Consider the following 25,988-nt stretch of genomic DNA (forward strand, 5'->3'; position numbering starts at 1 on the left):
TTTAGCCTAAGTTTTGAGTGTGGACGATGTAATTCACATCGACATTCGACCCTAAACGATACGTATCTGTTAGTGGGTTGTAATGCAGCCCAGTAATGCCTAATTCTTGCAGAGGCGTATTGTCAATCATCTTGATGAGTTCAGCTGGTCGAATGAACTTTTCGTGGTCGTGAGTACCTTCTGGCACAATCTTAAGTAGCTTCTCTGCACCAACAATAGCGAAAAGGTAAGACTTAAAGTTACGGTTCAATGTCGAGAAGAACACATGGCCACCCGGTTTAACTAACTTTGAACAAGCCGAGATAACCGATTGTGGGTCAGGAACGTGCTCTAGCATTTCCATGCAAGTCACCACATCATAAGATTGCGGGTTTTGCTCGGCATGGTCTTCAATGGTGCTTTGGATGTAATCGAGCTTGGTGCCGGTTTCTAATGCGTGTAGGCGAGCGACTTCTAGTGGTTCTTTACCCATATCTAGGCCTGTGACTCTCGCACCCTCTACAGCCATGCTTTCAGCCAGAATACCGCCGCCGCAGCCGACATCGAGAACTTTCTTGCCAAAAAGGCCTTCGGTTTTCTCTAGCACGTAATTTAAGCGCAGCGGATTGATTTGATGTAGTGGCTTAAACTCGCCTTCTAGATCCCACCAGCGCGACGCCATGTCTTCGAATTTTTTGATTTCTGCTGGGTCTACGTTTTGTGATTTAGTCATAATCGGCATTTCCAAGTTAAATAATGCATCCATGAAATTGCAGGCATTATAACTTGCCTTTTCCTGCTGACCAGAAGATCTACAATTTTGCTAGTTTATTGGGTGTAAAGTGACCATGTTTCAGCAAGATATGACGCTGAGGTGCAATTTCTCATCAATAGATTGGCTACAAGGGTCACAAGATGGTAAAAGGAGAGGGAAAGTGATGCCTCCGTAGGTAAATTTGTGTTATATTTTTCGGTCTTATACGTATTCAAAAATACGATCTGACTATAGAGGGAAAATGGCTCTATGAGCGATCTAGCGAAAGAGATCACGCCCGTAAATATTGAAGATGAGCTTAGAGGTTCATACCTAGACTACGCGATGTCCGTCATCGTTGGTCGTGCCCTTCCAGATGTGCGTGATGGCCTAAAACCAGTACACCGCCGCGTTTTGTTCGCGATGAATGTACTAGGTAATGATTGGAACAAAGCATATAAAAAGTCTGCTCGTGTAGTAGGCGATGTAATCGGTAAATATCACCCACACGGTGATAGTGCGGTATACGAGTCAATTGTTCGTATGGCTCAGCCGTTTTCACTACGCTATATGTTAGTCGATGGCCAAGGTAACTTTGGTTCGGTTGACGGCGATTCAGCTGCGGCAATGCGTTATACCGAAGTTCGTATGTCAAAAATAGCTGGTGAGCTATTAACGGATCTTGATAAAGATACGGTTGACTTCGTTCCTAACTATGATGGAACCGAGCAAATACCAGCAGTTTTACCAACAAAAATACCAAACCTATTGGTTAACGGTGCTTCTGGTATCGCAGTAGGTATGGCTACCAACATCCCGCCACATAACCTTGGCGAAGTTGTTGATGGCTGTTTAGCTTTTATCAATAATGAAGACATCACTATTGATGAGCTAATGGACTACATCCCTGGTCCAGACTTCCCGACAGCAGCATTAATCAGTGGCCGTAAGGGCATTGTTGATGCATATAAGACTGGTCGTGGCAAAGTTTACATGCGCTCGCGCGCGAACATTGAAATGGAAAAGAACGGTAAAGAAACAATTATCGTTACTGAAATTCCATATCAAGTGAACAAAGCTCGTCTGATCGAGAAGATTGCAGAACTTGTAAAAGACAAGAAAGTTGAAGGCATCAGTGCACTGCGTGACGAATCTGATAAAGATGGTATGCGTATTGTTATTGAATGTAAGCGTGACGCTGTCGGTGAAGTTGTACTAAACAACCTTTACTCACAAACTCAACTGCAAACAACTTTCGGCATCAACATGGTTGCTCTGAACAACGGCCAGCCACAACTTTTCAACATTAAAGATATGTTGAAGTGTTTTGTTGATCACCGTCGTGAAGTTGTGACACGTCGTACTATCTTCGAATTGAAGAAAGCGCGCGATCGTGCACATATCTTGGAAGCTCTATCTTTAGCGCTTGCAAACATTGATGAAATCATTGAACTGATCAAGAACGCACCAACACCAGCAGAAGCTAAAGTTGGTCTAGTGTCTCGTGGTTGGGATCTTGGTAACGTTGCATCAATGCTTGAACGTGCCGGTACTGATGCAGCTCGTCCAGATTGGCTTGAAGACCAATACGGTATCCGTGATGGTCAATACTTCCTAACGGAAACTCAAGCGCAAGCTATTCTAGAACTTCGTCTTCACCGCCTAACTGGCCTTGAGCACGAGAAGATTCTAGACGAATACAAAGCACTTCTAGAAGAGATCGCTGAGCTAATGCATATTCTTGCAAGCACTGAGCGTTTGATGGAAGTGATCCGTGAAGAACTTGAAGCGGTACGTGATATCTATGGCGACGAGCGTCGTACAGAAATCACAGCAGCGGTTCATGACATCGACATGGAAGAGCTAATTGCTCAAGAAGACGTTGTAGTAACGCTTTCTAACGCAGGTTACGTTAAGTACCAAATCCTAAGCGACTACGAAGCTCAGCGTCGTGGTGGTAAAGGTAAGAGTGCAACTAAGATGAAAGATGAGGATTACATTGAGCGTCTGCTTGTTGCTAATACTCACGATAACATCTTATGTTTCTCTACTCGTGGTAAAACGTACCGCTTGAAAGTTTACCAACTGCCTCAAGCAAGCCGCACCGCTCGTGGTAAGCCTATCGTTAACATTCTTCCTCTAGAAGAAGGTGAGCGTATTACGGCTATCCTGCCTGTTTCTGAGTTCTCTAACGAGAAATTCATCTTCATGGCAACAGGCGACGGTACCGTTAAGAAGACATCACTGGATCAATTCGCAAACGTACGTGCTAACGGCCTAATCGCAGTTAACCTACGTGACGATGATTCACTGATTGGCGTTGATATTACTGACGGTAATAGCGACATCATGCTGTTCTCGAAGTCGGGCAAAGTTGTTCGCTTTAACGAGGACAAAGTACGTCCAATGGGTCGTACTGCCTCTGGTGTTCGTGGTATGAAGCTTTCAGAAGACGATCAAGTGGTTTCACTGATTGTTCCTTCAAACGAAGGCGATATCCTAACTGTGACTCAAAACGGTTACGGTAAGCGTACTGAGCTAGCTGAATACCCAACGAAAGGCCGTGCAACGCAAGGTGTAGTATCTATCAAAGTCTCTGATCGTAATGGCCCAGTAGTTGGTGCTGTTCAGGTTGAAGAAGGCGATGAAATGATGATGATCACCGACGCAGGTACACTAGTACGTACTCGCGTAGCGGAAGTAAGCCAGGTTGGTCGTAACACTCAAGGTGTAACACTGATTCGTACTGCTGAAGACGAGAATGTTGTAGGTCTACAACGTATCGACGAAGTAGAAGAAGCGGAGATTGTTGAAGGCGAAGAAACTGAAGAAGCAAATGCTGACGCAGTAAATGCTGAAACGGCTGTTGTTTCTGAATCAAGTGAAGAGCAAGCATCAGATGCTTCTGACTCTGAAAGTGATAGCGAGCAAGACACTGAGTAATCTCGATTACGTTAAGTAATTAAGCTTACCAATGAAAAAACCGAGCCTAAGTGCTCGGTTTTTTATTGCCTGTCATTTCACTCTTTTTCTCTTCTCTTCTCATTTGGTTTATGGCTTATGGCTTAGGTCTCAGCACCAACCTTAACCCGTCGCTTTATGCGAAAGTTTGAGCACTAAATCTCGAACGCTAAACTTTGATCAATAACGAGGCAGGGCGAAAACGATAGAGTAGGGATAGATCTAAATAAAAGGGATGTGGAATGGATATCTGGTTGTTGGTTGCGTTGATACTAATGAGCCTGTTTTTGATTGTGATCGTTATTGCCGCGAACAACAATGGCAGTCATCTAAAAGGCAATGTGATGATTTCATTTACTGCTGTGGCTTTAAGCGTGCTTGTCTGGTCTCAATTGAAACAAGAGTTACCTCAACTGCCTTTGGATGATAACAATAACTACACGGCAACAGATTTCGAAGATGAGCTTCAGCAGAGCCTTGAGCAAGACCCGAATCAATCTGACTTGTGGTTTAAGCTTGGTGGCGTGTACATGCAGAAAGCGGAGTTTGATGCAGCGTTTACCTGCTATGATTATGCTATTCGCTTAGACCCTCAAGCACCTTCTGGCCTCTATGCTGCCAAAGCAACTGCACTTTATTATCTTAGTTCTCAAGCCATGAGTGATAATGTTAATGCGTTGTTGGAGCACTCAATGCAGCTTGATCCCAATGATCGTACGGCATTGATGTTGATTGCGACCGATCACTTCATCAGCATGCGCTATCAACAAGCGATCGATGCGTGGACTCAAATCTTAGATTCCAATCAGAAGGGCATTGATCGTGTCTCTATAATCCATTCGATCAACCAAGCCAAACAGATGATCCGTTAAGCCTGGCTAATTGCTAAAGAGGCGATCTTACTTAAGAGCTCATCTCTAAGACTATTGGTTTTCCTGCATTTCGATTAAGCCACCTGCGTTATGGATTTGAGTAAACCCTTGAGCGCGCAAGAATTGATAAGCTTGCCCTGAACGATTGCCACTGCGGCAATACAACACGATGGGTTGGTCTTTATCTATCTTAGCAAAGTGAGTAGCCACTTCAGAAAGAGGGTAGTTGATGGCGTTGTCTAGATGCCCTTGTTCGAACTCTGCAGGTGTTCTGACATCAACGACTAATGCGCCTTTCTCTATTAACTCCCACCCTGTCTCAGCACGCTCAGAGGCATGAACGCTTGAACTGAGTAGTGCAATATATAATGCCGTAAGCGAAAGTAAGATTTTCATTGTTTAATCCTTTAATTGGCGAGTGGATCTGGGTATCGATAGTGATGTGTATTCCCCCAAAACCTAAAAAACCAGCCACACAACAATAGTGTGACTGGTTTTTACTTAATGGTCTAATTGAAGAAACTAGTATTCGTAGTTGGCTTCACGCTTTTCAGCTTGCTCTTCCCATTTAGGAACAACCGTGTCTAAGAAGTGTTGTTTCTCAGCGTTCATCTTATCCATGTCCATTCCAAGCGCTTTTTGAGCCGCTTCTTTTGTCGAGATATCTGGAATCTCGATTGGATCGGTGATGCCTTTCTTCGCCAGTAGACGAACAATCTTAGTACGAGCATCCGCGGCGCGGTCAACAGCAGTACCTAGCACTTCTAGAGCGATTTCAGGTGCGTGCATGTGAATACCGTGAGACGCGATAGCGTAGTCCCAACGCCATTGAGCGTGACGGATATCCAGTAGGATAGGTTCCATCTCTTGCTCTGTCGCACCCGCTTCCCATGCTGCGCCTGCTTCAAAGTGAGCAGCAACGATTTGTTTCTCAGCAGTCAGCTTCATGTTCAGCACTTGTGCTTTACGGCTTGAAACGATGTTACGCATGGTTTCTTTAGTTTGAGTGTGACAGTTTGCACACGTATCTTCGAAGCGGTCGAATGGGTTACCCACTTTATGGTCGGTATAAACGGTGCCATCTTCTTTGGTCACTTTCGGCATATGACAGTCAGCACAAACGACTTTGTTCTTACCGTGGATGCCTTCGCGCCATGTTTCGAAACCTGGGTGCTGTGCTTTCAACATTGGTGCTTTCGATACTTTATGCGTCCAATCTTTAAAGTTGATTGCATCATAGTAACGTTCCATGTCGCCAACGGTTGTACCTTGGTCCCAAGGGAATTTCACACCTTTGGTTGGCCCTGTGAAGTAGTATTCCACGTGACACTGAGCACAAACAGAAGCTTGTTGATCTAAACGGCTTTGCTCATCAAACTTTTTACCAATTGTTTCAAATGCACGTTCAACGTATGGGCGAGTAACTTTAAGTGCCGGTTCGCCATTTTTGAACCCTTCACTTTTGGTATCGTGACAATCAGAACAACCGATAGGGTTAATAATTTCATTACCTAAACGTGCCCATTTGCCTTCAAAGTAACCATCTTCACCACGTTCTTCTATAGTACGAGCGACATCAGGGCTTTTACAGCTCCAACATGCCATAGGCATCGGGCCTGAGTTTTCGTCCGTTGGGCCACCAGTACGAAGTGTTTGTCTTACATCGTCAATGGCATAAAAGTGGCCGCGTGCTTTGTTGTAGTCTTTTGCGAAGCCGTAGCCAGCCCACATGATGACCATGTTCGGATCTTCTTTTAGTGCGTCTTCAATAACTTCGCTTTCTGAAGTCTGTCTCCATGAATGATATTGATCTGGGTGGTTTTGCTCGAACTGGTCGTTACGAGGGTCGCCAATTTCTTTTTGTTCAGACGCAGCAAAACTGGTCGCGCTTGCTAGTGATGCGCTAACCATTAATAGTGCTGTGACCGAATTACGTATCCAATGCTTTTTCACAGTGATATCTCCAATATACTGATTCTTATACCAAGCGTTGTGAGTTTGCTATTCAAATTAAGAACTGGAGAATTCCTGTTTATATTAATTCATAAACAAACACATTTTGTTACGTGTTGGATATAGCTTGTCTTAGATCAATTAATGGTAGTGACCTCAATCACGTTGAAGTTTATATACCCCTAAAGGGGTATTGGTGGGTAGGGTTATTAAAATTCAATTGAGAATTATTATCATATATAACAATCAATTACCTAAATTGACCATGGTATAAATAGGGTGATTGCGTTCACAGATTAACCCATTCAAATTTCGTATTACCTAATTAGAGGTATATTCTAATTATAGAAAGCGTTGTGGCTTATCCAAAATAAGAATTGATATCATTTAAACGGTAATAATATCGTTTAAGGGTACTTTTGTTTAACCGGAATATTGTTTAGTTGAGAGTTAAATAATTCCGGTATAAGGAAAGGATAAAATGGGCAATATTAAATTGGCCATAGTCATAATGCTTAAATCCCTTCTAGCATTCTGCCTCTATGGTTATTCCATTCATGCTGTTGCTGAGCCTGCTGTTACGCCAGTAGGAGAATCAACAAGACATGAAGTCGAATTATTCCGTGACAAAGACTACAAGTGTGTTCAATGCCATAAAGATTCAAAAGAAACGGTATTGGGTTCACATGGTGAAAGTGCACACGCTTTGCTTGGCCGCGAAGTAAATTGTACCGACTGTCATAGTTCTATTAGCCCCGATCACCGTGAAGGTGCACCTGAAGTGGTGAAGTATCGTGAGGCTCAATCACAACCGGGAACCGAAAAGGTTTTCCTAGACCCTAGCTTAATTTTAGATGCCAATAGTCAATGTATCGATTGTCACAAGCCTGATGATCTGCGTGAAGCGAGTTGGACCCACGATGTTCACGCGCAAAACTTAACGTGTTCAAACTGCCATGATGTTCATGCGACTGAAGCGAAGGTGTTGGGCTTAGATAAAAAGCAAACCATTAAGCTGTGTGTGGATTGCCATTCAGACTTCAACCAGAAGAAAGAAGGGGAGTAATCTATGAGCTGCTCAAGAAGAAACTTTTTAGCGGGCGCGGGTGCCGTTATCTTTACTACTGGCGTTGCAGGAACGGCGGCGGTAACAAGTCGTAAAACATTAGCCAATGTCCAAGAAGATGGTGCTAAACGTTATGGAATGATTCATGACGAAACCGCGTGTATTGGTTGTACTGCTTGTACAGAAGCATGCCGTGAAGTGAACAAAGTACCTGAAGGCGTGTCGCGCTTAGAAATTATTAAGAGCGAACCCCAAGGCGAATATCCAAATGTTGATTACCGTTTTACTCGTAACTCTTGCCAACATTGTGATAACGCTCCATGTGTCATGGTTTGCCCAACAGGTGCTGCCTACAAAGATGAAAAAACGGGCATTGTTGATGTCCACAAAGATAAGTGTGTCGGTTGTGGTTACTGTTTGTTAGCGTGCCCATATCAAGTGCGCTTTTTCCATCCAGAGAACAAATCAGCCGATAAATGTAACTTCTGTCGTGATACCAATCTAGCACAAGGGAAGTTGCCTGCTTGTGTAGAATCTTGCCCAACCAAAGCGCTGATATTCGGCGACTTGAATGACCCTAAGAGTGAGATAAACCAAGTACTTCAATCTGAGGTGGTTTACAGAGATAAAGCCTATCTGGGCACTCAACCAAAACTCTATAAAGTGCCACACCAAAAAGGGGAGATTTGATTATGAGTGCATGGGATACAGCTTTTCAGTCTGGTACGGTGGTATGGGACTGGATTATTGCAATCTATCTATTTCTCGCGGGGATGTCGGCGGGTGCCGTAATGATCTCCATTTATCTTAAGCGCAAGGTTATTGAAGGTGATCCGGCTCATAATGGTGTATTAAAGGCTACGGCTTTTCTTGCTCCGTTTGGGATCATTGCAGGTCTGTTGATCTTAGTTTTCCATCTAACTAAGCCTTTGTCATTTTGGAAGATCATGATCTTTTATAACCCAACGTCTGTGATGTCGATGGGTGTGATCTTATTCCAAGTGTATATGGTGATCTTGTTCCTTTGGATCGGTATTATTTTCCGAGATCAAATTGTCGTGTTCTTGAACGACCAAGCATGGTTGAAAGGGCGCCTCGACTTTGTTGGAAAATGGATAGGTAAGTTAGAGGTGTTTGAGAATGCTCTGGAAATATTCTTAGCGGTTCTCGCATTGATGCTTGCTGCATATACGGGCTTTTTGCTTTCAGCTTTAAATACCTTCCCATTATTGAATAACCCAGTTTTGCCGATTCTATTCTTGTTTTCGAGTCTATCTTCGGGCGCGGCTGCGTGTATTTTGTTTGGTGTATTGGTCTTCAAAGAGTCGCCACACAGTCCGAGTATTTCTTGGATACATGGATTTGAACGTCCGGTTGTGATGTTTGAGCTGTTTGTTCTTATTACTTTCTTTACTGGGCTTATCTTCGCTGGTGGTCAAAGTGAGCAAGCAGTATGGAACGCGATTGGTAGTGGTTTCTGGGCAAGTTGGTTCTGGTATGGCGTGATCGGTGTCGGTATGGTGCTACCATTACTGTTAAATGCCGTTACACCAACCTCAATCCGCCATAGCTCGGTGTATATTTTCTCCGTGACTTCGCTAAGCCTAATGGGCGTATTAATGCTGCGAACTTTTGTCCTGTATGCAGGACAGTTAACGATAGCTTAATTTTGCTCAAGTTTATTAGTGAGCAGGTGTTGGATACTAAACATCTGCTTATTAATGAACATGCTTTTAGTCAACATGAGATGCGTGTTCAAATCGGCTCTGCTCTAGCGGAGCCTTATTGAGGTGATATGGTCGGTTCTTTGGGGCTGTTTAGTTTAGTGTTGGTTGCTGTACTCAGTAGCATTATTGGTGTGCATTCGTTTTATCAAATGCTAAAAAAGCGGGCGCAAAATATAGGTTTAATCCGCAGTTTCTCTCTTTCAGGTGCACTGTTTTCTCTCACTTCTGTCGCGTTGCTTGGCTATGCCTTTGTCAGTGATGACTTCTCTATCCTCTATGTCGCTGAACATTCAAATACTCAACTACCTTCATTTTTTAAGCTTGCAGCCGTATGGGCAGGCCATGAAGGTTCCTTGTTATTTTGGGTACTGACGATCAGCGTCTGGTCTGGCGTTATCGCCTTACAAAAACACTATTCGAATGAATACCAAAGCCGTGTGTTGTGGGTAATGAATCTACTGCTCGCGATATTTGCTTGGTTTACGTTATTTGCATCAAACCCATTTGAAATGAACTCGACGTTGCCGCTAGAAGGGCGTGATCTTAACCCAATGTTGCAAGATGTCGGGCTGATTTTTCACCCTCCATTACTTTACCTTGGTTATGTTGGCTTTTCTGTGGTGTTGGCATTTGCTGTAGCCGCTTTGCTGGTTGATCCCATTGAATTCGATTGGGTTGCTCATTGTCGGAGTTGGTGTTTGGTCGCTTGGATCTTTTTAACCGCAGGGATCATTCTTGGCTCTTGGTGGGCGTATTACGAATTGGGTTGGGGCGGGTGGTGGTTCTGGGATCCTGTTGAAAATGCCAGCTTGTTGCCATGGCTTACTTCAACAGCTTTATTGCACAGCCTAGGCGTTGCTAAGGGCAAGCAACAGCTTCTGAAGTGGTCTCTCAGCCTTGCTTTCATTACATTTTGTTTGAGTATCTTAGGTACCTTTATCGTTCGTTCTGGCGTACTAACGTCGGTGCATGCTTTTGCTGTTGACCCAACCAAAGGTATCGCGCTGCTACTTATATTGGTGTTGGTGCTGGTGAGCTCTTTCTCTCTGCTTATAGTGAGAGGCGAATCTTTTGAATCTAACCCGATTACCAGCTTCGCCAGCAAAAGCTTTTTGAGCTTAGTTGCGGTACTCATCTTTGTACTGGCGACAGCGGTGGTTGTTTTCGGCACTTTTTATCCAATGGTATTCGAGTTACTTGGACTGGGGAACATATCGGTAGGTGCGCCTTACTTTAATCTGTTGATTGCACCTTTGGCTTTGCTTGCGTTGGCCGTCGTCGGCTTAGCCCCTTTGCTGAGTATCAAACCTCAAGCGACTAAAGGTGTTATTTCATCGCTAGCTGTGGCGTCATTGGTACTTGGTTATGCTTGTTATTCTTGGCAAGTAGAACAGGCGCAAGCACAAGTGATGGTGGCTGTTACTTGGGGACTCGCGTTTTGGGTGTTAATGACCCATGTTTATGGCTTAGTGGTGACGCGCAGTTCCAAGTTCCAACGCAAAGTCTGGGTGATGACTTTTGCTCATGTCGGGGTTGCGGTACTCGCCGTAGGTGCTGCAATGAATAGCTATCACTCGTTTGAGCGCAGCTATAAACTAAGCCCTGGCGCACAAGTGGAATTCATGGACTGGACGCTTTCTCATCGCGATACTGAGCTTTATGTCGCCTCAAATTTTACCGCAGAGAAGGCGATACTGAACCTAGATACTGGTGAGAAAAGCTTTTCCATCGCGCCAGAAAGAAGACACTACCAAGTTCGTGTCATGAACATGAGTGAGCCTGCTATGAAGTGGTTCTGGCATGGTGATGTGTATATCACCATGGGCGAGAAAGTAGACTCTACCGCTTATGCGTTTCGAGTGCAGTACAAGGCGTATGCGCGCTGGATCTGGTTTGGTGGGTTGTTCTCCATTCTCGGTGCTTTACTTTCATTGACTCATCGTAAGAAGAAAACCGTTAAGGCGTCACAGTATGCATACCAGCGTTCGTAACAAACTCATCACGTTAATTGTATTGGCATTTGTTGTGGTGTTGGGGTTCGCCTTTGCGCTCAATAATAAGCAACAATCGACGACTGTGTCGGAGCAGAAAAGGGCATTTCCAGAATTCATATCTACTGCGTTAGCGAATAGTGAAGACATCAGCGGCAAACAGGAAATCACGTTGACTGATATCACTCAGCATCCTTACCAATTAGTTAATGTATGGGCTTCGTGGTGCGGCATATGTAAAACTGAGCACGCTTTTTTGCTCAAACTTCACGGCAAAGGTATTCCAATTGTTGGGCTCAATTATCGAGATAATTCCGGGGCAGCAATCAATGTGTTATCGAGCGACGGAAATCCGTACTCGACTGTGATCAGTGATCCTCAAGGTAAGCTAGCGTTAGAGTTGGGTGTAATCGGCACCCCTGAAACGTATCTGGTCGACGCTGACGGCCAAATCATTAAGAAGTTACTGGGCGTGATCAACGAATCCGTGTGGCAAGAAGAACTTGCGATGTATTTTGATGGTGCGAATGGATGATGAAGCCTTTAATACAAGCACTCGTTGTGCTGTCTACGCTTATGGTTATTAGTTTTCCGACTTTGGCAGAAGATCTGTTTACAGCCAGTAACAAGGACACGAGTATTCAAGTTGAACTGTTTGAGTTTGAAAACCCAGAACAGCAGCAGCGCGCTATTACGTTGGCAAAAACGCTACGTTGTCCGCAATGCCAGAATCAAAACCTGATTGAGTCGAACTCCCCGATAGCAAAAGACTTACGCCTCGTTGTATTCAATATGGTAAAAGCAGGAAAGAGTAATAATGAAATTACTCAATATATGACGGAAAGGTTCGGTGAATTTGTGCTCTATAAACCGACAATGAGTGTTTCAAACTTATTACTTTGGTTACTTCCGAGCCTATTATTTCTGCTATTTATATATTTATCAGTAAAAAGTGTTAGAAAGAGCTCATAAAAATTATGTATTACTGTTTACCAATTGACCTGTATTTTGTAACATTAAAGGATTATAAAGGCTAAGCACTGTTATATAAGGATGTATCTGTGGATAACGTAATCTCAAATTTAAAGAAAGAGTTCCATACTCATGTCCGATCTGACAAGTGGGCAGAAAAATACAGTGCAAAGTCGAGCATTTCTACGCTTACTCAAGAAGAGCTAACTGAATTAGAGAACGCTTGGGTTCAACTTATCATCTGGAAGCAAACTCAAGTAAGTTGATCGTTCTGTAAAAAAATCGTAGCTTTAGCCGCAACTGATTAATTTATAACCCCATGTTGGTCATCCCAATGTGGGGTTTTTTGTTACCTGAAAAATAATTGTTATAATATAACAATTAGTGCATGGTCGACCTTGAAAAAAATTGTTAACAGCCTCATAGTGTCTATCATTAGATAGTTAGCTACAAAATATTGCCTAGACGTATAATGTAGTGTTGTTAAATACATCGAATTTTCAAGTGAGTATAGCTATGGCGGAAGTGCGTGCCAGAATAGATTTCAAAGTAGGGGTAACAAGCAGTATCGATGCTGAACTTCTGTCTTTTCATGGATTGAAAACAGACAAAGAGCATGTTGCTGTGATATTTAAATCAGCCGATAAGACACAAGACATACCTCTTGTTCGTATGCACTCTGAGTGCCTTACTGGTGATGTGTTCCATTCCTCTCGCTGTGACTGTGGCGAGCAGCTTGACGAAACCATAAGAATTATGGGTGAGACGGGTGGAGTGATTCTTTACTTACGCCAAGAAGGTCGTGGTATTGGTTTGTATAACAAAATCGATGCATACCGACTGCAAAGCGAAGGTATGAACACTTACGAAGCCAACAACCACCTAGGTTTTGGTGATGATTTGCGTGATTTTACAGAGGCAGCAGAAATGCTTCGTGCTTTGGGAACCACAAAAATTCGCCTAGTGACTAACAACCCAAAAAAAATCAATGAGTTGAAATCTTTTGGTATTGAGATTGAGGAAGTGGTGAACACCTCTGCTCATGTTAAGTCGGGTAATGAAAGCTACCTTAAAGCGAAAGTCTCACACGGTAAGCATAACCTGGATATCTGATTCTCCTCCATTGTTGCGCATAACATAAAAATGTTTAAAGACCTCACAAATGTGAGGTTTTTTTGTATTTATCTTGCAATAAAATTGTAAGTTTGTATTATTCAAATTCGTAGTGCAAATGATAATGGTTTGCACTATTACTACGAATAATACTACGAATAATAATTTAAAGCTCAACAAGGATGCTTCATGACCATTAAATCTTTAGTGACTAAAGCCGTAACTTCGTCACTCATTTTTGCCTCTGCTTCTTCTTTCGCAGCAGTAACTCAAGATCAAGTTGTAGAACATTACGCAGATATTGCTCATGCCGTGTTTGCAGATTCAGTAATTACAGCAAAAGCGTTGAACTCTTCTATTGATACCTTCTTAGCTTCTCCTTCTGCTGGTAACTTTGAACAAGTAAAACAAGCTTGGCTTGAGTCTCGTGTACCTTACCAACAGTCTGAAGTATTCCGCTTTGGTAACGTTGTTGTTGATGATTGGGAAGGCCAATTGAACGCATGGCCACTAGATGAAGGCCTGATCGATTACGTATCTTCTGACTACCAATATGAGCTTGGTAACGAAGGCGCTAGCGCAAACATCGTTGCGAACAAAACTTTCCAAATTGGTCAAACGACAGTAGACGCAACCAATATTACTCCCGAGCTAATTGCAGATCTAAATGAGATCGGCGGTTCTGAAGCGAACGTAGCGTCTGGCTACCACGCGATTGAATTCCTACTTTGGGGCCAAGATTTAAACGGCACAAACAGCGGTGCAGGCGAGCGTGCTTACACTGATTTCGTTGTTGGCGCAGAGTGTACTAATGGCAACTGTGACCGTCGTGGCGCGTACCTGAAAGCATCAGCTGAACTTCTTATCCAAGACCTAGAATGGATGGAAAAGCAGTGGGCTGAAGGCGAGAAAGGCAACTACCGTCAAGAGCTTCTTTCTGATTCTAGCGAAAACGGCCTACGTAAAATGTTATTCGGCATGGGTTCACTGTCTCTAGGTGAACTAGCTGGTGAGCGTATGAAGGTTGCACTAGAAGCAAACTCTACTGAAGACGAGCACGATTGTTTCTCTGATAACACGCACAACTCTCACTACTACAACGAGCAAGGTATCTACAACGTATACACTGGCTTGTACAAGCGTGAAGATGGCTCTCTACTTTCAGGCCCAAGCCTGTTTGACCTAGTTGAACAAAAAGACGAGCAAGCTGCAAAAGAGATTCAAAAGCAGTTTGACCTAGCACGTGCACAAGTTGGTCAACTTGTTGTTTCTGCAGAAAAAAACAACCAGCACTTCGACCAGCTAATTGCTGCTGACAACGCTGCTGGTAATGCACTAGTAAACAAAACAATTGTTGCTCTAGTGTCTCAAACCGCTGCGATTGAGCGTGCTGCTGGTGTTATTGGTATTGATAGCCTTAACCCAGACACGGCTGATCACGAGTTCTAAGAACCTGAGGTTAATACCAATCGTAGTAAATAACTGGTCAGCCTAGCTAGTTAAAACGCTCGATAACTGCGTTGTAATTTTTGATTGTAGAATAACTACTTATCAGAAAATTACGCCTTGTTCTCAAGCCTTTTTCCTGCGCTATTTCTGATCACTTACTTACTGTGATTGGTATAGAACCAATATAAGGGCTCTCATTGAGCCCTTAATTGTTTGCTACTCATGAAAGTTACTCCCACATAAAAACTAAAATCAAAAACACAGCAAGGCAATGTATGAAGTCGTATCTCTCAGCCTCACTATTAACCGCACTGTTTTTCTTATCTCCATTACATGCCCATGAAACTTACTCTGGTGGTAAAACGACTGTGAAGAAAGAGGGAGCGAATGCTTTTTCTCTTCCTGCAGCCAATCTACCAATGAGCAAACGCTTGGATTTCAGTGTTGGTAACAGCTTCTTTAGAAACCCTTGGGTACCTGCACCCTCATCAACCGATGCGCGTGATGGGTTAGGCCCACTATTCAACACCAACGGTTGTCAAAACTGCCATATTAAAGATGGTCGTGGTCATGCGCCTGAAAAAGGCGATGAGAACGCGGTATCCATGTTGGTTCGCTTGAGCATTCCTGCTGAAACGCCAGAGCAGAGACAAGCCTTCATTCGCGATGGTGGTATTCCAGAACCAACTTATGGTGGTCAGCTACAAGATTTCGCGCTTCAAGGCGTGAAACCTGAGGGTAAAGTGAACATCAGCTACACAGATGTTCCGGTTGAATTCAAAGACGGCACCGTCGTCACTTTGCGTAAACCAACCTTAAAGATTACCGAACTTGCTTTCGGCGAAATGCACCCTAAAACAGAATTTTCTGCTCGTGTCGCGCCGCCAATGATTGGTCTCGGTTTACTTGAAAGTATCCCGCAAGAAACGATTCTCGGATTTGCTGAGCAACAACTGGCCGACAAGCAAGGTATCTCAGGTAAAGCCAATCATGTTCTTGATGTTAAAACCAATGAAATGACGCTGGGTCGTTTTGGTTGGAAAGCGGGGCAGCCAAATTTAATGCAGCAAAATGCGGCGGCGTTTAACGGTGATTTGGGATTAACGAGTCGTCTATTTCCAAATGAAAACTGTACATCAGCGCAATCAACGTGTGACGATTTCCCGAATGGCGGCGAGCCAGAAGTCAGCGATAACATTTTAGACTTCGTTGAGTTCTATTCGCAGCATCTAGCGGTACCTATTCGTCGTAACGTTGATAACCCTGCGGTTGTTCAAGGTAAACAACTGTTCAAAGACATTGGTTGCCAAAGTTGTCACCAAGCTGAAATCCGCACAGCAGAGCGAGAAGGTTTACCTGCCTTGTCTAAACAGCTAATTAGCCCATACACAGACATGTTGTTGCATGATATGGGTGAAGGCTTAGCGGATAATCGCCCTGAGTATCTTGCTAACGGTCAAGAGTGGCGCACAACACCTTTATGGGGATTAGGCTATACCAAAGAAGTGAATGGTCACACGTTCTTGCTTCATGATGGTCGTGCTAGAAATGTTATGGAAGCGGTTCTTTGGCACGGTGGTGAAGCAGAAATGGCGAAACAAAACGTTCTGTCTTTGAATGCCACTGAGCGTGAAGCACTACTGGCGTTTTTGAATTCGTTATAGTCGGTCTGAGATTCGGTGGCTCGACTACTGAACTAACCAACAGCACACTACCGCTGAACTTGTAGGAATACGAGGCCAGCGGTCGTTTCGTATTTAACGAACTCATATAATTAAAAGAAAAATTAGGAAGTAAGGTAACAGCATGACACATAAATTTTTGTTAATGCCTTTGTCGGTATTAATCATGGCAGGCTGCCAATCAACGGGTGAGCAAACTGCTTCATCCGAGGTTAACGGTGTGTCTTATCAAGCAGATTCGACTAACCACATCAGCCGTGGTGTCTATCAGCAAGAGTTTGATTCGGCAGTCTTATTCGCCAAGCAAGCCAATGAGCTAGAAGTCTTGATGCAGGGTTACTGCCAAACCAACAGTGTTGAGTTAGATGCTTTGAAAGCTCAGTGGCAGCTAGCTATGAACAGCTGGATGGCACTGCAAGGGCAAGAAAGAGGTCCAACAGCGGCGCTTGAAGAGAGCTGGAATGTTCAATTCTGGCCAGACAAAAAGAACACGACGGGTCTTAAGATGCGTCAGCTAACTCAGCAGAACAAAGCTTGGACTCAAGGCGAAATCGCGCAGCAGAGTGTTACAGTGCAAGGGCTAGGTGCGTTGGAATGGTCGCTTTATGACGAGCAATCGCCACTGCTTCAAGACAAAGCGCTAGGCTGCCAATCATCACAAGCGATTACTGAGAACTTAGCGATTAAGTCTTCTTCGATAGCACAGGCATGGCAAGTTAACCCTTGGTTAGCACTGGACGAGACTCGTTGGGAGTCAGAATACATCGCTTTATTGACCAACCAACTTGATTACAGTATGAAAAAGCTGAGTCGCCCAATGGCTAAAATCGGTCACCCTCGTCCTTACTTCTCTGAATCATGGCGTGCACAAATCTCGATGACTCAACTAAAAGCCAATGTAGCAGCACTTCAGAATTTGTACCTTGCAGATGGTAATGGCCTAGACGGCTTGTTGAGAGAGAAGGGCTTAAACGACCTTGCAGATCGTGTTGCTGACCAGTTCACATTGACGCTAGATACTTGGCCTACAGAATCAAGCTTGTTTGAGTTATTGCAGAGTAAAGAAGGTTACCGAGAGGTGCTGACTCAATACAACAAATTGGAACGTTTGAAGTATCTCATTCATGAAGAAGTGGCGATAGAGCTTGGCGTCGTAATAGGATTTAATGCTACCGATGGTGACTGATAATACACGTAGAGCGTTGCTCAAGGCTGCACTGGGTTGTGCAGCTGTTCCAGTACTCCCATTTGGTTGCGCTAGTCGCTCTAGCTCATCCAGTGAGCCTCAATTAATCGGTTGTGCGCTGAATGGGCGAGGTCAATATTCAGCGGTTGTGGCTGACGAATATGGAATGCCTTTGAACCAGCTGCCGATCCCAGATCGTGGTCATGGCGTCGCGATTTGCCCAACATCATCACATGCGGTGGTATTTGCTCGTCGTCCTGGTGACTATTTTATGGTGTTTGACTATAAAAGCGGTGACCAAATCAAGTTAGTTGTGAAAGGTAAGAACCGTCACTTTTATGGCCATGGCGTTTACTCATTAGATGGCAAGTTACTGTATGCCACTGAAGGGAAAACGGACAGCAGCCAAGGTGTGATTGGCGTTTACGATGTCGCGCAAGGATATCGCAAGGTCGAAGAGTTCACCGGTTTTGGTATTGGACCACATGAAGTGATCATCATGCCGGACGGTAATCTCGCGATCGGTGTCGGTGGCGTTCATACAGATGGTAGAACACCTAAAAACCTTGATTCGATGCAACCGAGTTTGAGCTACGTTTCATCTGAAGGAGTGCTACTTGATCAGGTCGAATTGTTGGATAAGAAGTTAAGCATTCGACACTTAGCCCATGATGGTGCTGAAACCGTGCTTTGTGGTCAGCAGTATCGTGGTGAGCCGGATGAGTATCCTTCACTTTTGGCGATGCATACTAAAGGCGGGCAGTTTGAATTGTTGAATGCGGAACCAGAGCAATGGGCAAGGTTCAATCATTATATCGCGAGTATTGCGGCTTCAGATGATTGGATTATCGCTACCTCACCAAGAGGGAATTGCTACGGCATTTGGTCTAAAGAGACTAAAGAGCTCGTAGAACTCTCAGCGTTATCAGATGCGTCTGGTGCGGTGTTGCTTGATGGTGAGTTTAGATTAAGCTCTGGTGCAGGTAGCGTGGTGAGCCAACGTAAGCCTTATGAGAAATCAGCTCAGCAATCATCGGTCCAGTGGGATAATCATTGGAGTGCAATTTGATTCATAAAACTCCTTAAAAAATAACATGCTTACTCCAATTTCTTTGCCATACTTATGAGATTGTTGGTGTTGGAGTTAAGCATGTTAGCGAAATACTTCTGTGGATTATTGGTTTTAGTGTCTGTGCATGCATGGAGCTATACGAGTTCTGACGAGAGCCGATTTATTCCGGCTGATTCAGAACTCTCTTTCATGCTCATCTATCCCGAGCTAACTCAGAGTATTTACCAAGACTCTTCTTTTCCTATCCTCTGGGATTCGCCAGAGCTTGTTAACGCGTTTGAATTTCAGCTTTCATTGTTAGAACAAGCTCAAATGGCGCCACTTTTTGAGCGACAACTTAACCAAATACGCCAGTATCAATCTAGCGGGCAATGGCAAGAGTTGGATATTCTTTTAACTGACACCTTTATCTATTATCTAAGCTACGTTGAGAATGCGCCCCTAATTGGTAAAGAATGGTATTTTTCAGGTAAGTTACATTCTAAATTGCCTGCGCCTTCACCTCATATTCTGATGAGACTAAAAAGTAGTGTTACCGATGATTATTTGATGGAGATGGTGCTCTCTTATGCACCTCCTGTAGGGGATTTTGACCAATTCAAGGCAACCTATTCAGTGCTAGAAACCGCGTCTAAACTCAATATTGAACGTTATAGACAGAAAGGTTTGAAACGCTTGGGTGACCAGCTTTCAGACAAAACCATTCTTGTCGAACGTATCGCTTTGGTTGGTGTTAATACCTCGATGATCGCGATCGATTTTCCCGAGTTCGATCGAGATCTGCAAACGGCGATTAAATCATTTCAGCGCATGCACGGCCTTACAGACGATGGGATCGTTGGGCCAGACACGATTAAATGGATCAACATGAGCTTTGATGATCGATTGACTTCATTGGCTCTGAATGCCGAGCGTGTTCGTTTGTGGCCAAGAGACAGAGACTCACTCATCGTCGTTAACGTACCTAGCTTTGATATGAAGTATTGGGAAGATGGTGAAGAAGTCTTTGAGTCCAAAGTTGTCGTGGGCAGAAAGTCGCGAAAAACACCGCTTTTAGAGATAAACCTAGATTCGGTCATTCTAAACCCGACTTGGAACGTGCCATGGAAAATCATGGTCAAAGACATCCTGCCTAAGGTAAAAGCGGACGAAAGCTACCTAGAAACACACAACTTCCAAGTGATTGACGGTTGGCGCACTATGGAGACGGTCGACACCACAGAGATCGATTGGCAGACCATTAATTTCAATTCTTTCCCATATCGAATGCGTCAGCAAGCAGGCTCGCGTAATGCATTAGGTTTGTACAAGTTCAATACTCCTAACAAGCGAGCGATCTATCTGCACGATACGCCAAGTAAAGGCCTGTTTAATGACGACTTCCGCGCTTATAGCTCCGGTTGCATACGTGTCGAACATGCAGAGGAATTGGCTGAGTTGTTGTTTGCCACCCAGGTAAGGAAAGTACCGAACCAGAATGATGACCTTGCTCCTAATACTAAAGTTCGCCTCAAGAAGCGAATCCCTGTGCATATCATCTATCAAACCGTGTTGTTTGAAGAAGGCGGCATTCAGTATCGTGGTGACATCTATCAATATGATAAAGAGGGTGGTTAATTATCAGTGAAGCCAATAAGGGTGATCTTGACCAAAAAATGACAACGAAGCTTCTATTGATAAAATTATAATGTGGATCAATAACTAACCGTGCAAAGGTTACAAATACTAACCTTTTGGGCGGTTTTTGTACGTTGACGCAGCAATTTCCATTATGTATCGTGCATTTTTCGTTCGATCTAATTGGTTTTTTTGCTGTATGTCTCAAAGTTTATTTTCACGCCGTCAGTTTCTGACTTACGCTGGTGGTACCGCTGTTGTCGCCTCAATCACTCCTTCTATCGCTTTTGCTTCATACCCTGATCAACCAAGAACGATTAGCATGAACAATCTTCACACTGGTGAACGATTAGAGACCTGTTATTTCGATGGCACTAACTATGTTGGTGATGAAATGGCTCGTTTAAGCAAATTGTGCCGTGATTTCCGCCGCAACGAGATTCATCCAATGGACAAGAACCTGTTTGATCAGATCACACAGATTCAAAATGTTCTGGGTATTCAAAAAGAAGTTCAAATCATCTCTGGTTACCGTTCTCCAGCGACCAATGAAGCATTGCGCTCTAAGTCGAGTGGCGTAGCCAAGAAGAGCTACCACATGTTAGGCAAAGCGATCGATTTCCGTATTGATGGCGTTAACCTAAAAGAATTAAGAGACGTAGCCAAAAGCCTGAATGCGGGTGGTGTCGGTTATTATGCGCGTAGCAACTTTATCCATATTGATACTGGTCCAGTACGCAGTTGGTAACGTTGAGCTGAATTTGCGAGCGAATGCTAGGTACTTGTCAAAGTAGACATCCAATGTCATAGTTTGCCCAAATTTCAGTTTGCCCTCTAAGGTTTGTATATGTCTCTTAAGTATCAAGTTGTCCCTGTTACCTCTTTCTCTCAAAACTGCTCAATTGTGTGGTGTGATGAGACAATGGAAGGCATCGTTGTCGATCCGGGCGGTGATGTTCAGCAACTGGCTGCTATCATCGAAGAGTTAGGTGTTAAAGTGGTGAACTTGGTATTGACTCACGGTCACCTAGACCATGTGGGCGGAACAGTACCACTTGCTGAAATCTTGAACGTGAACATTGTTGGCCCACATAAGGCAGACAACTTTTGGCTTCAAGGTTTAGAGAATCAAAGCCAGATGTTTGGTTTCCCACTGTGCAAAGCTTTTGAACCAAACATATGGTTAGAAGAGGGCGACAAAGTTACTTTTGGTAACCAAGTGATTGATGTGATTCATACTCCGGGTCATACACCAGGTCACGTCGTACTATTCAGCGAGCAAGCTCGCATGGCGTTTGTTGGTGACGTTTTATTTAATGGTGCTATTGGTCGAACGGATTTCCCACAAGGCGACTTCAACACGCTAATTGCTTCAATCAAGACTAAGCTTTGGCCTCTAGGCAGTGACGTGACATTCGTACCGGGTCATGGTCCTGAGTCTACATTTGGCCGTGAGCGCGCATCAAACCCGTTTGTAGCGGATGAAATGCCTCTGTACTAGGTCTCTGATTTAATAGAAGAACGATTGAAAATGAAGCTTAGCTTTTCTTATGAAAGCTAAGCTTTTTTATGGTTCATCGTGGATTAGCGTGCGAGTTTATTTCTAAACTTGTCTGTTTTTAATCAGAAAAGCGCTCGGCAGCCGCCAAGTAGCGTCGAGCCAGTCCAATAAACTCCTCTCCACTGATATTCAGATCATGGGTTGATATAAAAATATCGTAGCCGTGAAACCCTCTTTGATATTTCATCCTGTTCGCAAGCATCGCCTGTAATCCTGAATAATCCTTAATCAACGCGTTTTGAGTGTTCGATTCATTGGTTGAATCAAGGGCAGTCTGTGGTTGGTAATCACTGACGTTATCGTCGTCGATATTCTCTGACTCTTTATATTGGCTCAATTCAACACAGCCACTCTCGGTACAGCGAGCGTGGTAATGCGATGAGTCGAGCACCATATCTTCAAAGTTTGATTCTTTACCCGCTTGTTTCGCTCCTAGATACAAAAGTGCTCGCTGGCTCAGCAATAATTCGCAGGTTATTTTGGGGCAAATAGAGTCAAGGTAAGGCGAGTAATCTTTCATTTTAATGCCGACCCAAGGGAGAGGTTGATGCCACCCTTCTTGTTCGTAGGTACACATGCCAATCTTTTCAATATTGCTCCACTTTAAAACCCATCCACCTTTATAAAAATGCTGTTGAAAGTGAGTGGGGGTGAGCGTGAACATCACTCTGCTACGAAGCATCAAATAATAGCCTGTGCCCAAAAGCGCGCTAATGCAAAATGCACCCACGATCAGTAATTTTGAGTTATCAATGTATAACGCCATGATAAGGCAAGCGAATCCTAAAATGATGGCGATAATTCGATATGATTGCGTAAATGCAGGCAAAGAGAAATTTGTAAGGTGACGAGTGTCCATAGGCAACACCAAGTTTTCATATTTTTGTCTGGATGGATAACCAGTGTATATGACCCTAAATTGATAAGTCTATGTTTAAATAATAGACGGTAGTAGACAATATCGGTATTTTTCGTCGACTTTCGACGCTTCACTCTACAAATAGCTCCCGTTTTTTGGTATAAATCGCGCTTCAAATTTTCACCACTGCGAAAAGAGCAGTGAACTGGAGAAATATTCAATGAGACTTGCTCATAAGCGTAAGGTGCAGGCTAAACTGCAGAAACGCACTAAAGCGGCTGTAGTTAAAGCAGTGGCAACGCCGAAAAAAGCGAAGCCTGTCGCAGAGAAAGTTGTAGCAGAAAAAACTGTAGCAGCAAAACCAGCGGTAGAGAAAGCAGTAGCAGCAACGAAAGAAGTTGCAGTAGCACTGACTCCTAAGCAACAACAAGTTCTAGATATCGTTGTTAGCAATGCTGAAGGCATTAACCCTAAAGGTATCGGCCTAGCAGCTGGTCAAGAAGACGCGAAAGCAGCTTCATGGGCAACAGGCGCATTGAAAAAACTTCTTGAAGAAAACCTAGTAGCGAAAGAGCAACTTGCAGGTAACAAGGTTATCTACAAAGCTATCTAATCCCTCGGGATTACATTCGCTTCGTTAAAGTTTTTAAGCCTCGATTATCGAGGCTTTTTTGTATCTGACGGATAATCCCAATCCCAATCCCAATCCCAATCCCAATCCCAATCCCATGCTCATATTCATATTCATATTCATGTTCATGTTCATGTTCAAACCTAACATTCACGCTTAGCCCCAGAAGCTTTATTTCCAATCGGCTGACCCCTTCCGTTTTTCATCTGTGTTTCGCGTGTCCCATGTTTCGAATCAGTAAGCACCAAAGTAGGGCGTCTAATTCTCTGAAACCTTGATTCTTATGGATTAAAAGCACCTGTATGCATATTGAGTGTGTGGTGAAAATAGGGCTTTATCACGAAATGGCAATCAATTGTTAACGGTGTTTAATTATTAATACTTAGGTATTTATCAATAAGCATTCCTCCAGTGAATAAGGTGAGTCCTTTAAAATCGACATTACTTGATGATCTCCTACGTAGTTCTACGTAATCCTTTGGTCTAATACGCAGTTTGTGTGGGTCCGTCGTGCGTGCTCTCCCTGATATCTAGTTGCCTCATCAAGGTGCACTCTTATGTTGAATCATAAAAAATACTCAAAGAAAGAGTGTTAACCCAACAAAAGGACGTGAACATGAGTCTCATTTCTAACTCCCTCACACGAGTTTTTAAAAACGTTGCGGTAACTGCAGCGGCTTGTTTAGCTTTGGTCGCTACCGGTGCAACTGCTGCTGATAAGGTTTATCGCTTGAAGCTTGCTGAAACATGGGGACCAAACTTCCCTGTATTTGGTGACGCGACGAAGAACATGGCTGCGATGGCTGAGAAAATGTCGAATGGTCGACTGCAAATCAGAATCGATTCAGCGAACAAACACAAAGCACCACTTGGCGTTTTTGACATGGTTAAGTCTGGTCAATACGACATGGGTCACTCAGGCTCTTACTACTGGAAAGGTAAAGTTCCAAACACTCTTTACTTCACTTCTATGCCTTTCGGTATGACGCCTGCAGAACAATACGCGTGGTTCTATCACGGTGGTGGTATGGAGTTGATGGAGCAGGTTTACTCTCCACACAACTTGATGTCGTTCCCTGGTGGTAACACGGATATCCAGATGGGCGGTTGGTTTCAAAAAGAGATCAACAGCGTGGAAGACCTACAAGGTCTGAAAATGCGAATCCCAGGCTTTGCTGGTGAGATTCTGGCTGAGCTAGGCGCTAAACCTACCAATATTGCCCCAGGTGAGCTTTACACGTCTTTAGAGCGTCGCACGATCGATGCACTAGAGTGGGTAGGTCCATCACTTGATTTACGAATGGGCTTCCACAAGATCGCGCCGTACTACTACACAGGTTGGCATGAGCCAGGTTCAGAGCTTCAATTCCTAGTGAACAAACGAACTTGGAACAAGCTACCTGAAGACCTACAAGAAATCTTGCGTGTTGCAATGCGTACAGCGGCTTACGACATGTACACACAAGCAACACATGAAAGTGGCAAAAACTGGGTTTCAATGAAAACAGAATACCCAGATGTACAAGTGAAAGATTTCCCGCCAGAGGTTATGTCTGCACTGAAAGAAGCGAACGATCGCTTACTTGCAGCACATGCTGAGAAAGATGCACTGGCAAAAGAGATCCAAGCTTCACAAGCGAGCTACCTAGAGCAAGTGCGCTCATGGACGGATATTTCACACAGAGCTTATTTAAATAGCCAAGCGAAATAGTCGACAGCGATTGACCTAAAAGTTAAATGAACCCAAAGCAGATGCACTGTTATATCACTTGTGCCTAAGGGCTTAAGTATCTAAGTATCTAAGTATCTAAGCAGATAAGCAGATAAGCAGATAAGCAGATAAGCAGCGGGTTCATTTTAACCATAATAATTAAGCAGGATAAATCCTGTAATACGCTCAAGAACCCTTTCTACGTCGTGCGTTTTGTTAGCGCTACTCGTTGTAGCTGCACTAACTCTAATACGCGATGTCTTTTCAAATTCCATGGAGTCGGGAATGCGAAGTCTAATTTATATTGAACGCCTATTTAATCGTATCGGTGATGCACTGGGATGGCTTTCCAGTATGTTGTTTATCCTTCTTGTTGCTAACGTTGTGTATGACGTTGTGATGCGATACGCCTTTAACGATGTGTCTATCGCCTTCCAAGAGATGGAATGGCACCTTTTCTCAGCCGTATTCTTGTTAGGTGTTCCTTACGCCATCAAAGCGGGTGGCCACGTACGAGTTGATGTTTTCTACGAACAACTCAGCTTCAAGGCGCAAGCGATTATTGACCTGATAGGCACCGTTGTCTTCCTGCTTCCTTTCTGTTTGTTGGTTGCTTGGTTTGGAATCGATGTTGCGAAAGAAAGTTATAACCTCGGTGAAACGTCGGGCGATCCCGGAGGCCTTCCTTACCGATGGATCATTAAAGCGATGATTCCACTTTCATTTTTCTTGATGGCACTCAGCGGCGTCGGTTTGATCCTGCACTCGCTCAACAAGATTTTTAATCCGCACCTTATCCATGCAAATAATACTCATACAAACAATAAGTAGA

General features: G+C 43.8%; 24 protein-coding genes. 20 read left to right on the top strand and 4 right to left on the bottom strand.

The window, feature by feature from the left end; translation table 11 throughout:
- Position 1: 1 nt before the first annotated feature.
- Positions 2–745 (bottom strand): bifunctional 2-polyprenyl-6-hydroxyphenol methylase/3-demethylubiquinol 3-O-methyltransferase UbiG, encoded by a 744-nt coding sequence (gene ubiG, locus BCU75_RS01525; protein WP_102472748.1) that lies wholly within the window; start codon positions 743–745, stop codon positions 2–4.
- Between the two features lie 258 nt (positions 746–1,003).
- Between ubiG and gyrA the strand changes: the two genes are divergently transcribed.
- Together gyrA and BCU75_RS01535 are read left to right on the top strand one after the other, a co-directional pair.
- Positions 1,004–3,676 (top strand): DNA topoisomerase (ATP-hydrolyzing) subunit A, encoded by a 2,673-nt coding sequence (gene gyrA / locus BCU75_RS01530; RefSeq protein WP_102472749.1) that lies wholly within the window; start codon positions 1,004–1,006, stop codon positions 3,674–3,676.
- Between the two features lie 260 nt (positions 3,677–3,936).
- Positions 3,937–4,566: a TPR domain-containing protein gene (locus BCU75_RS01535; RefSeq protein ID WP_102472750.1), complete on the top strand. Its 630-nt coding sequence runs from the start codon at positions 3,937–3,939 to the stop codon at positions 4,564–4,566.
- Between the two features lie 51 nt (positions 4,567–4,617).
- Here the strand turns inward: BCU75_RS01535 and BCU75_RS01540 are convergent, their stop codons facing one another.
- Positions 4,618–4,962, bottom strand: a complete 345-nt coding sequence (locus tag BCU75_RS01540; protein ID WP_102472751.1) for a rhodanese-like domain-containing protein — start codon at positions 4,960–4,962, stop codon at positions 4,618–4,620.
- 126 nt (positions 4,963–5,088) lie between these two features.
- Positions 5,089–6,519 (bottom strand): ammonia-forming nitrite reductase cytochrome c552 subunit, encoded by a 1,431-nt coding sequence (nrfA, locus tag BCU75_RS01545; protein ID WP_198592551.1) that lies wholly within the window; start codon positions 6,517–6,519, stop codon positions 5,089–5,091.
- A gap of 481 nt (positions 6,520–7,000) precedes the next feature.
- On the opposite strand from nrfA, the gene nrfB reads away from it, so the two are divergent.
- The 15 genes from nrfB (at position 7,001) to BCU75_RS01615 (ending at position 21,895) form a co-directional block, all read left to right on the top strand.
- On the top strand, positions 7,001–7,585 hold the full coding sequence (gene nrfB, locus BCU75_RS01550) for a cytochrome c nitrite reductase pentaheme subunit (RefSeq protein WP_076678916.1): 585 nt from the start codon (positions 7,001–7,003) through the stop codon (positions 7,583–7,585).
- A 3-nt stretch (positions 7,586–7,588) separates the two neighbouring features.
- Positions 7,589–8,275, top strand: a complete 687-nt coding sequence (gene nrfC / locus BCU75_RS01555) for a cytochrome c nitrite reductase Fe-S protein (protein WP_076678915.1) — start codon at positions 7,589–7,591, stop codon at positions 8,273–8,275.
- 2 nt (positions 8,276–8,277) lie between these two features.
- A complete protein-coding gene (gene nrfD / locus BCU75_RS01560) occupies positions 8,278–9,252 on the top strand; it encodes a cytochrome c nitrite reductase subunit NrfD (RefSeq protein ID WP_102465370.1) in 975 nt (324 codons plus the stop codon).
- Positions 9,253–9,380: 128 nt separating this feature from the next.
- Complete coding sequence (locus tag BCU75_RS01565; protein WP_102472752.1) at positions 9,381–11,303, top strand: heme lyase CcmF/NrfE family subunit; 1,923 nt, start codon at positions 9,381–9,383, stop codon at positions 11,301–11,303.
- Positions 11,284–11,838, top strand: a complete 555-nt coding sequence (locus BCU75_RS01570; RefSeq protein WP_102472753.1) for a DsbE family thiol:disulfide interchange protein — start codon at positions 11,284–11,286, stop codon at positions 11,836–11,838. The genes BCU75_RS01565 and BCU75_RS01570 overlap by 20 nt, the downstream gene beginning before the upstream one ends.
- A complete protein-coding gene (gene nrfF, locus BCU75_RS01575; RefSeq protein ID WP_102465376.1) occupies positions 11,835–12,275 on the top strand; it encodes a heme lyase NrfEFG subunit NrfF in 441 nt (146 codons plus the stop codon). The genes BCU75_RS01570 and nrfF overlap by 4 nt, the downstream gene beginning before the upstream one ends.
- A gap of 89 nt (positions 12,276–12,364) precedes the next feature.
- Complete coding sequence (locus BCU75_RS24315) at positions 12,365–12,541, top strand: hypothetical protein (protein ID WP_162929926.1); 177 nt, start codon at positions 12,365–12,367, stop codon at positions 12,539–12,541.
- Between the two features lie 250 nt (positions 12,542–12,791).
- Positions 12,792–13,388: a GTP cyclohydrolase II gene (locus BCU75_RS01580; protein ID WP_004733379.1), complete on the top strand. Its 597-nt coding sequence runs from the start codon at positions 12,792–12,794 to the stop codon at positions 13,386–13,388.
- 189 nt (positions 13,389–13,577) lie between these two features.
- Positions 13,578–14,837 carry an imelysin family protein gene (locus BCU75_RS01585; RefSeq protein WP_076678910.1) on the top strand — a complete coding sequence of 420 codons (1,260 nt, stop codon included), beginning with the start codon at positions 13,578–13,580 and terminating at the stop codon, positions 14,835–14,837.
- Between the two features lie 275 nt (positions 14,838–15,112).
- Positions 15,113–16,501, top strand: coding sequence for a di-heme oxidoredictase family protein (locus BCU75_RS01590; protein ID WP_102472754.1), 1,389 nt, complete (start codon positions 15,113–15,115; stop codon positions 16,499–16,501).
- A 142-nt stretch (positions 16,502–16,643) separates the two neighbouring features.
- Positions 16,644–17,705 carry an imelysin family protein gene (locus tag BCU75_RS01595; RefSeq protein WP_102472755.1) on the top strand — a complete coding sequence of 354 codons (1,062 nt, stop codon included), beginning with the start codon at positions 16,644–16,646 and terminating at the stop codon, positions 17,703–17,705.
- The gene (locus BCU75_RS01600; protein ID WP_102472756.1) at positions 17,695–18,774 is read left to right on the top strand and encodes a DUF1513 domain-containing protein; all 1,080 of its coding nucleotides are present in this window, start codon (positions 17,695–17,697) and stop codon (positions 18,772–18,774) included. Before BCU75_RS01595 ends, BCU75_RS01600 begins: the two co-directional genes overlap by 11 nt.
- A gap of 81 nt (positions 18,775–18,855) precedes the next feature.
- Positions 18,856–20,394, top strand: coding sequence for a L,D-transpeptidase family protein (locus BCU75_RS01605; RefSeq protein ID WP_102472757.1), 1,539 nt, complete (start codon positions 18,856–18,858; stop codon positions 20,392–20,394).
- A 199-nt stretch (positions 20,395–20,593) separates the two neighbouring features.
- Entirely contained in the window at positions 20,594–21,142 is a 549-nt protein-coding gene (locus BCU75_RS01610) for a YcbK family protein (RefSeq protein ID WP_004733385.1), read from the top strand.
- A 99-nt stretch (positions 21,143–21,241) separates the two neighbouring features.
- Complete coding sequence (locus BCU75_RS01615; protein WP_102472758.1) at positions 21,242–21,895, top strand: MBL fold metallo-hydrolase; 654 nt, start codon at positions 21,242–21,244, stop codon at positions 21,893–21,895.
- A gap of 118 nt (positions 21,896–22,013) precedes the next feature.
- Here the strand turns inward: BCU75_RS01615 and BCU75_RS01620 are convergent, their stop codons facing one another.
- Positions 22,014–22,814, bottom strand: coding sequence for a DUF2982 domain-containing protein (locus BCU75_RS01620; RefSeq protein ID WP_102472759.1), 801 nt, complete (start codon positions 22,812–22,814; stop codon positions 22,014–22,016).
- Between the two features lie 220 nt (positions 22,815–23,034).
- Here BCU75_RS01620 and BCU75_RS01625 point away from each other — a divergent pair, with 220 nt between their 5' ends.
- From BCU75_RS01625 to BCU75_RS01640, 3 genes are all read left to right on the top strand, one after another.
- Positions 23,035–23,427 carry a hypothetical protein gene (locus BCU75_RS01625; RefSeq protein WP_004733388.1) on the top strand — a complete coding sequence of 131 codons (393 nt, stop codon included), beginning with the start codon at positions 23,035–23,037 and terminating at the stop codon, positions 23,425–23,427.
- A gap of 634 nt (positions 23,428–24,061) precedes the next feature.
- Positions 24,062–25,156 carry a TRAP transporter substrate-binding protein gene (locus BCU75_RS01635; RefSeq protein WP_029223544.1) on the top strand — a complete coding sequence of 365 codons (1,095 nt, stop codon included), beginning with the start codon at positions 24,062–24,064 and terminating at the stop codon, positions 25,154–25,156.
- Positions 25,157–25,429: 273 nt separating this feature from the next.
- Entirely contained in the window at positions 25,430–25,987 is a 558-nt protein-coding gene (locus BCU75_RS01640) for a TRAP transporter small permease subunit (protein ID WP_102472761.1), read from the top strand.
- Position 25,988 lies beyond the last annotated feature (1 nt).

Origin of the sequence: Vibrio splendidus (assembly GCF_002873455.1) — a bacterium.
Taxonomy (GTDB): Bacteria; Pseudomonadota; Gammaproteobacteria; order Enterobacterales; family Vibrionaceae; genus Vibrio; species Vibrio splendidus_J.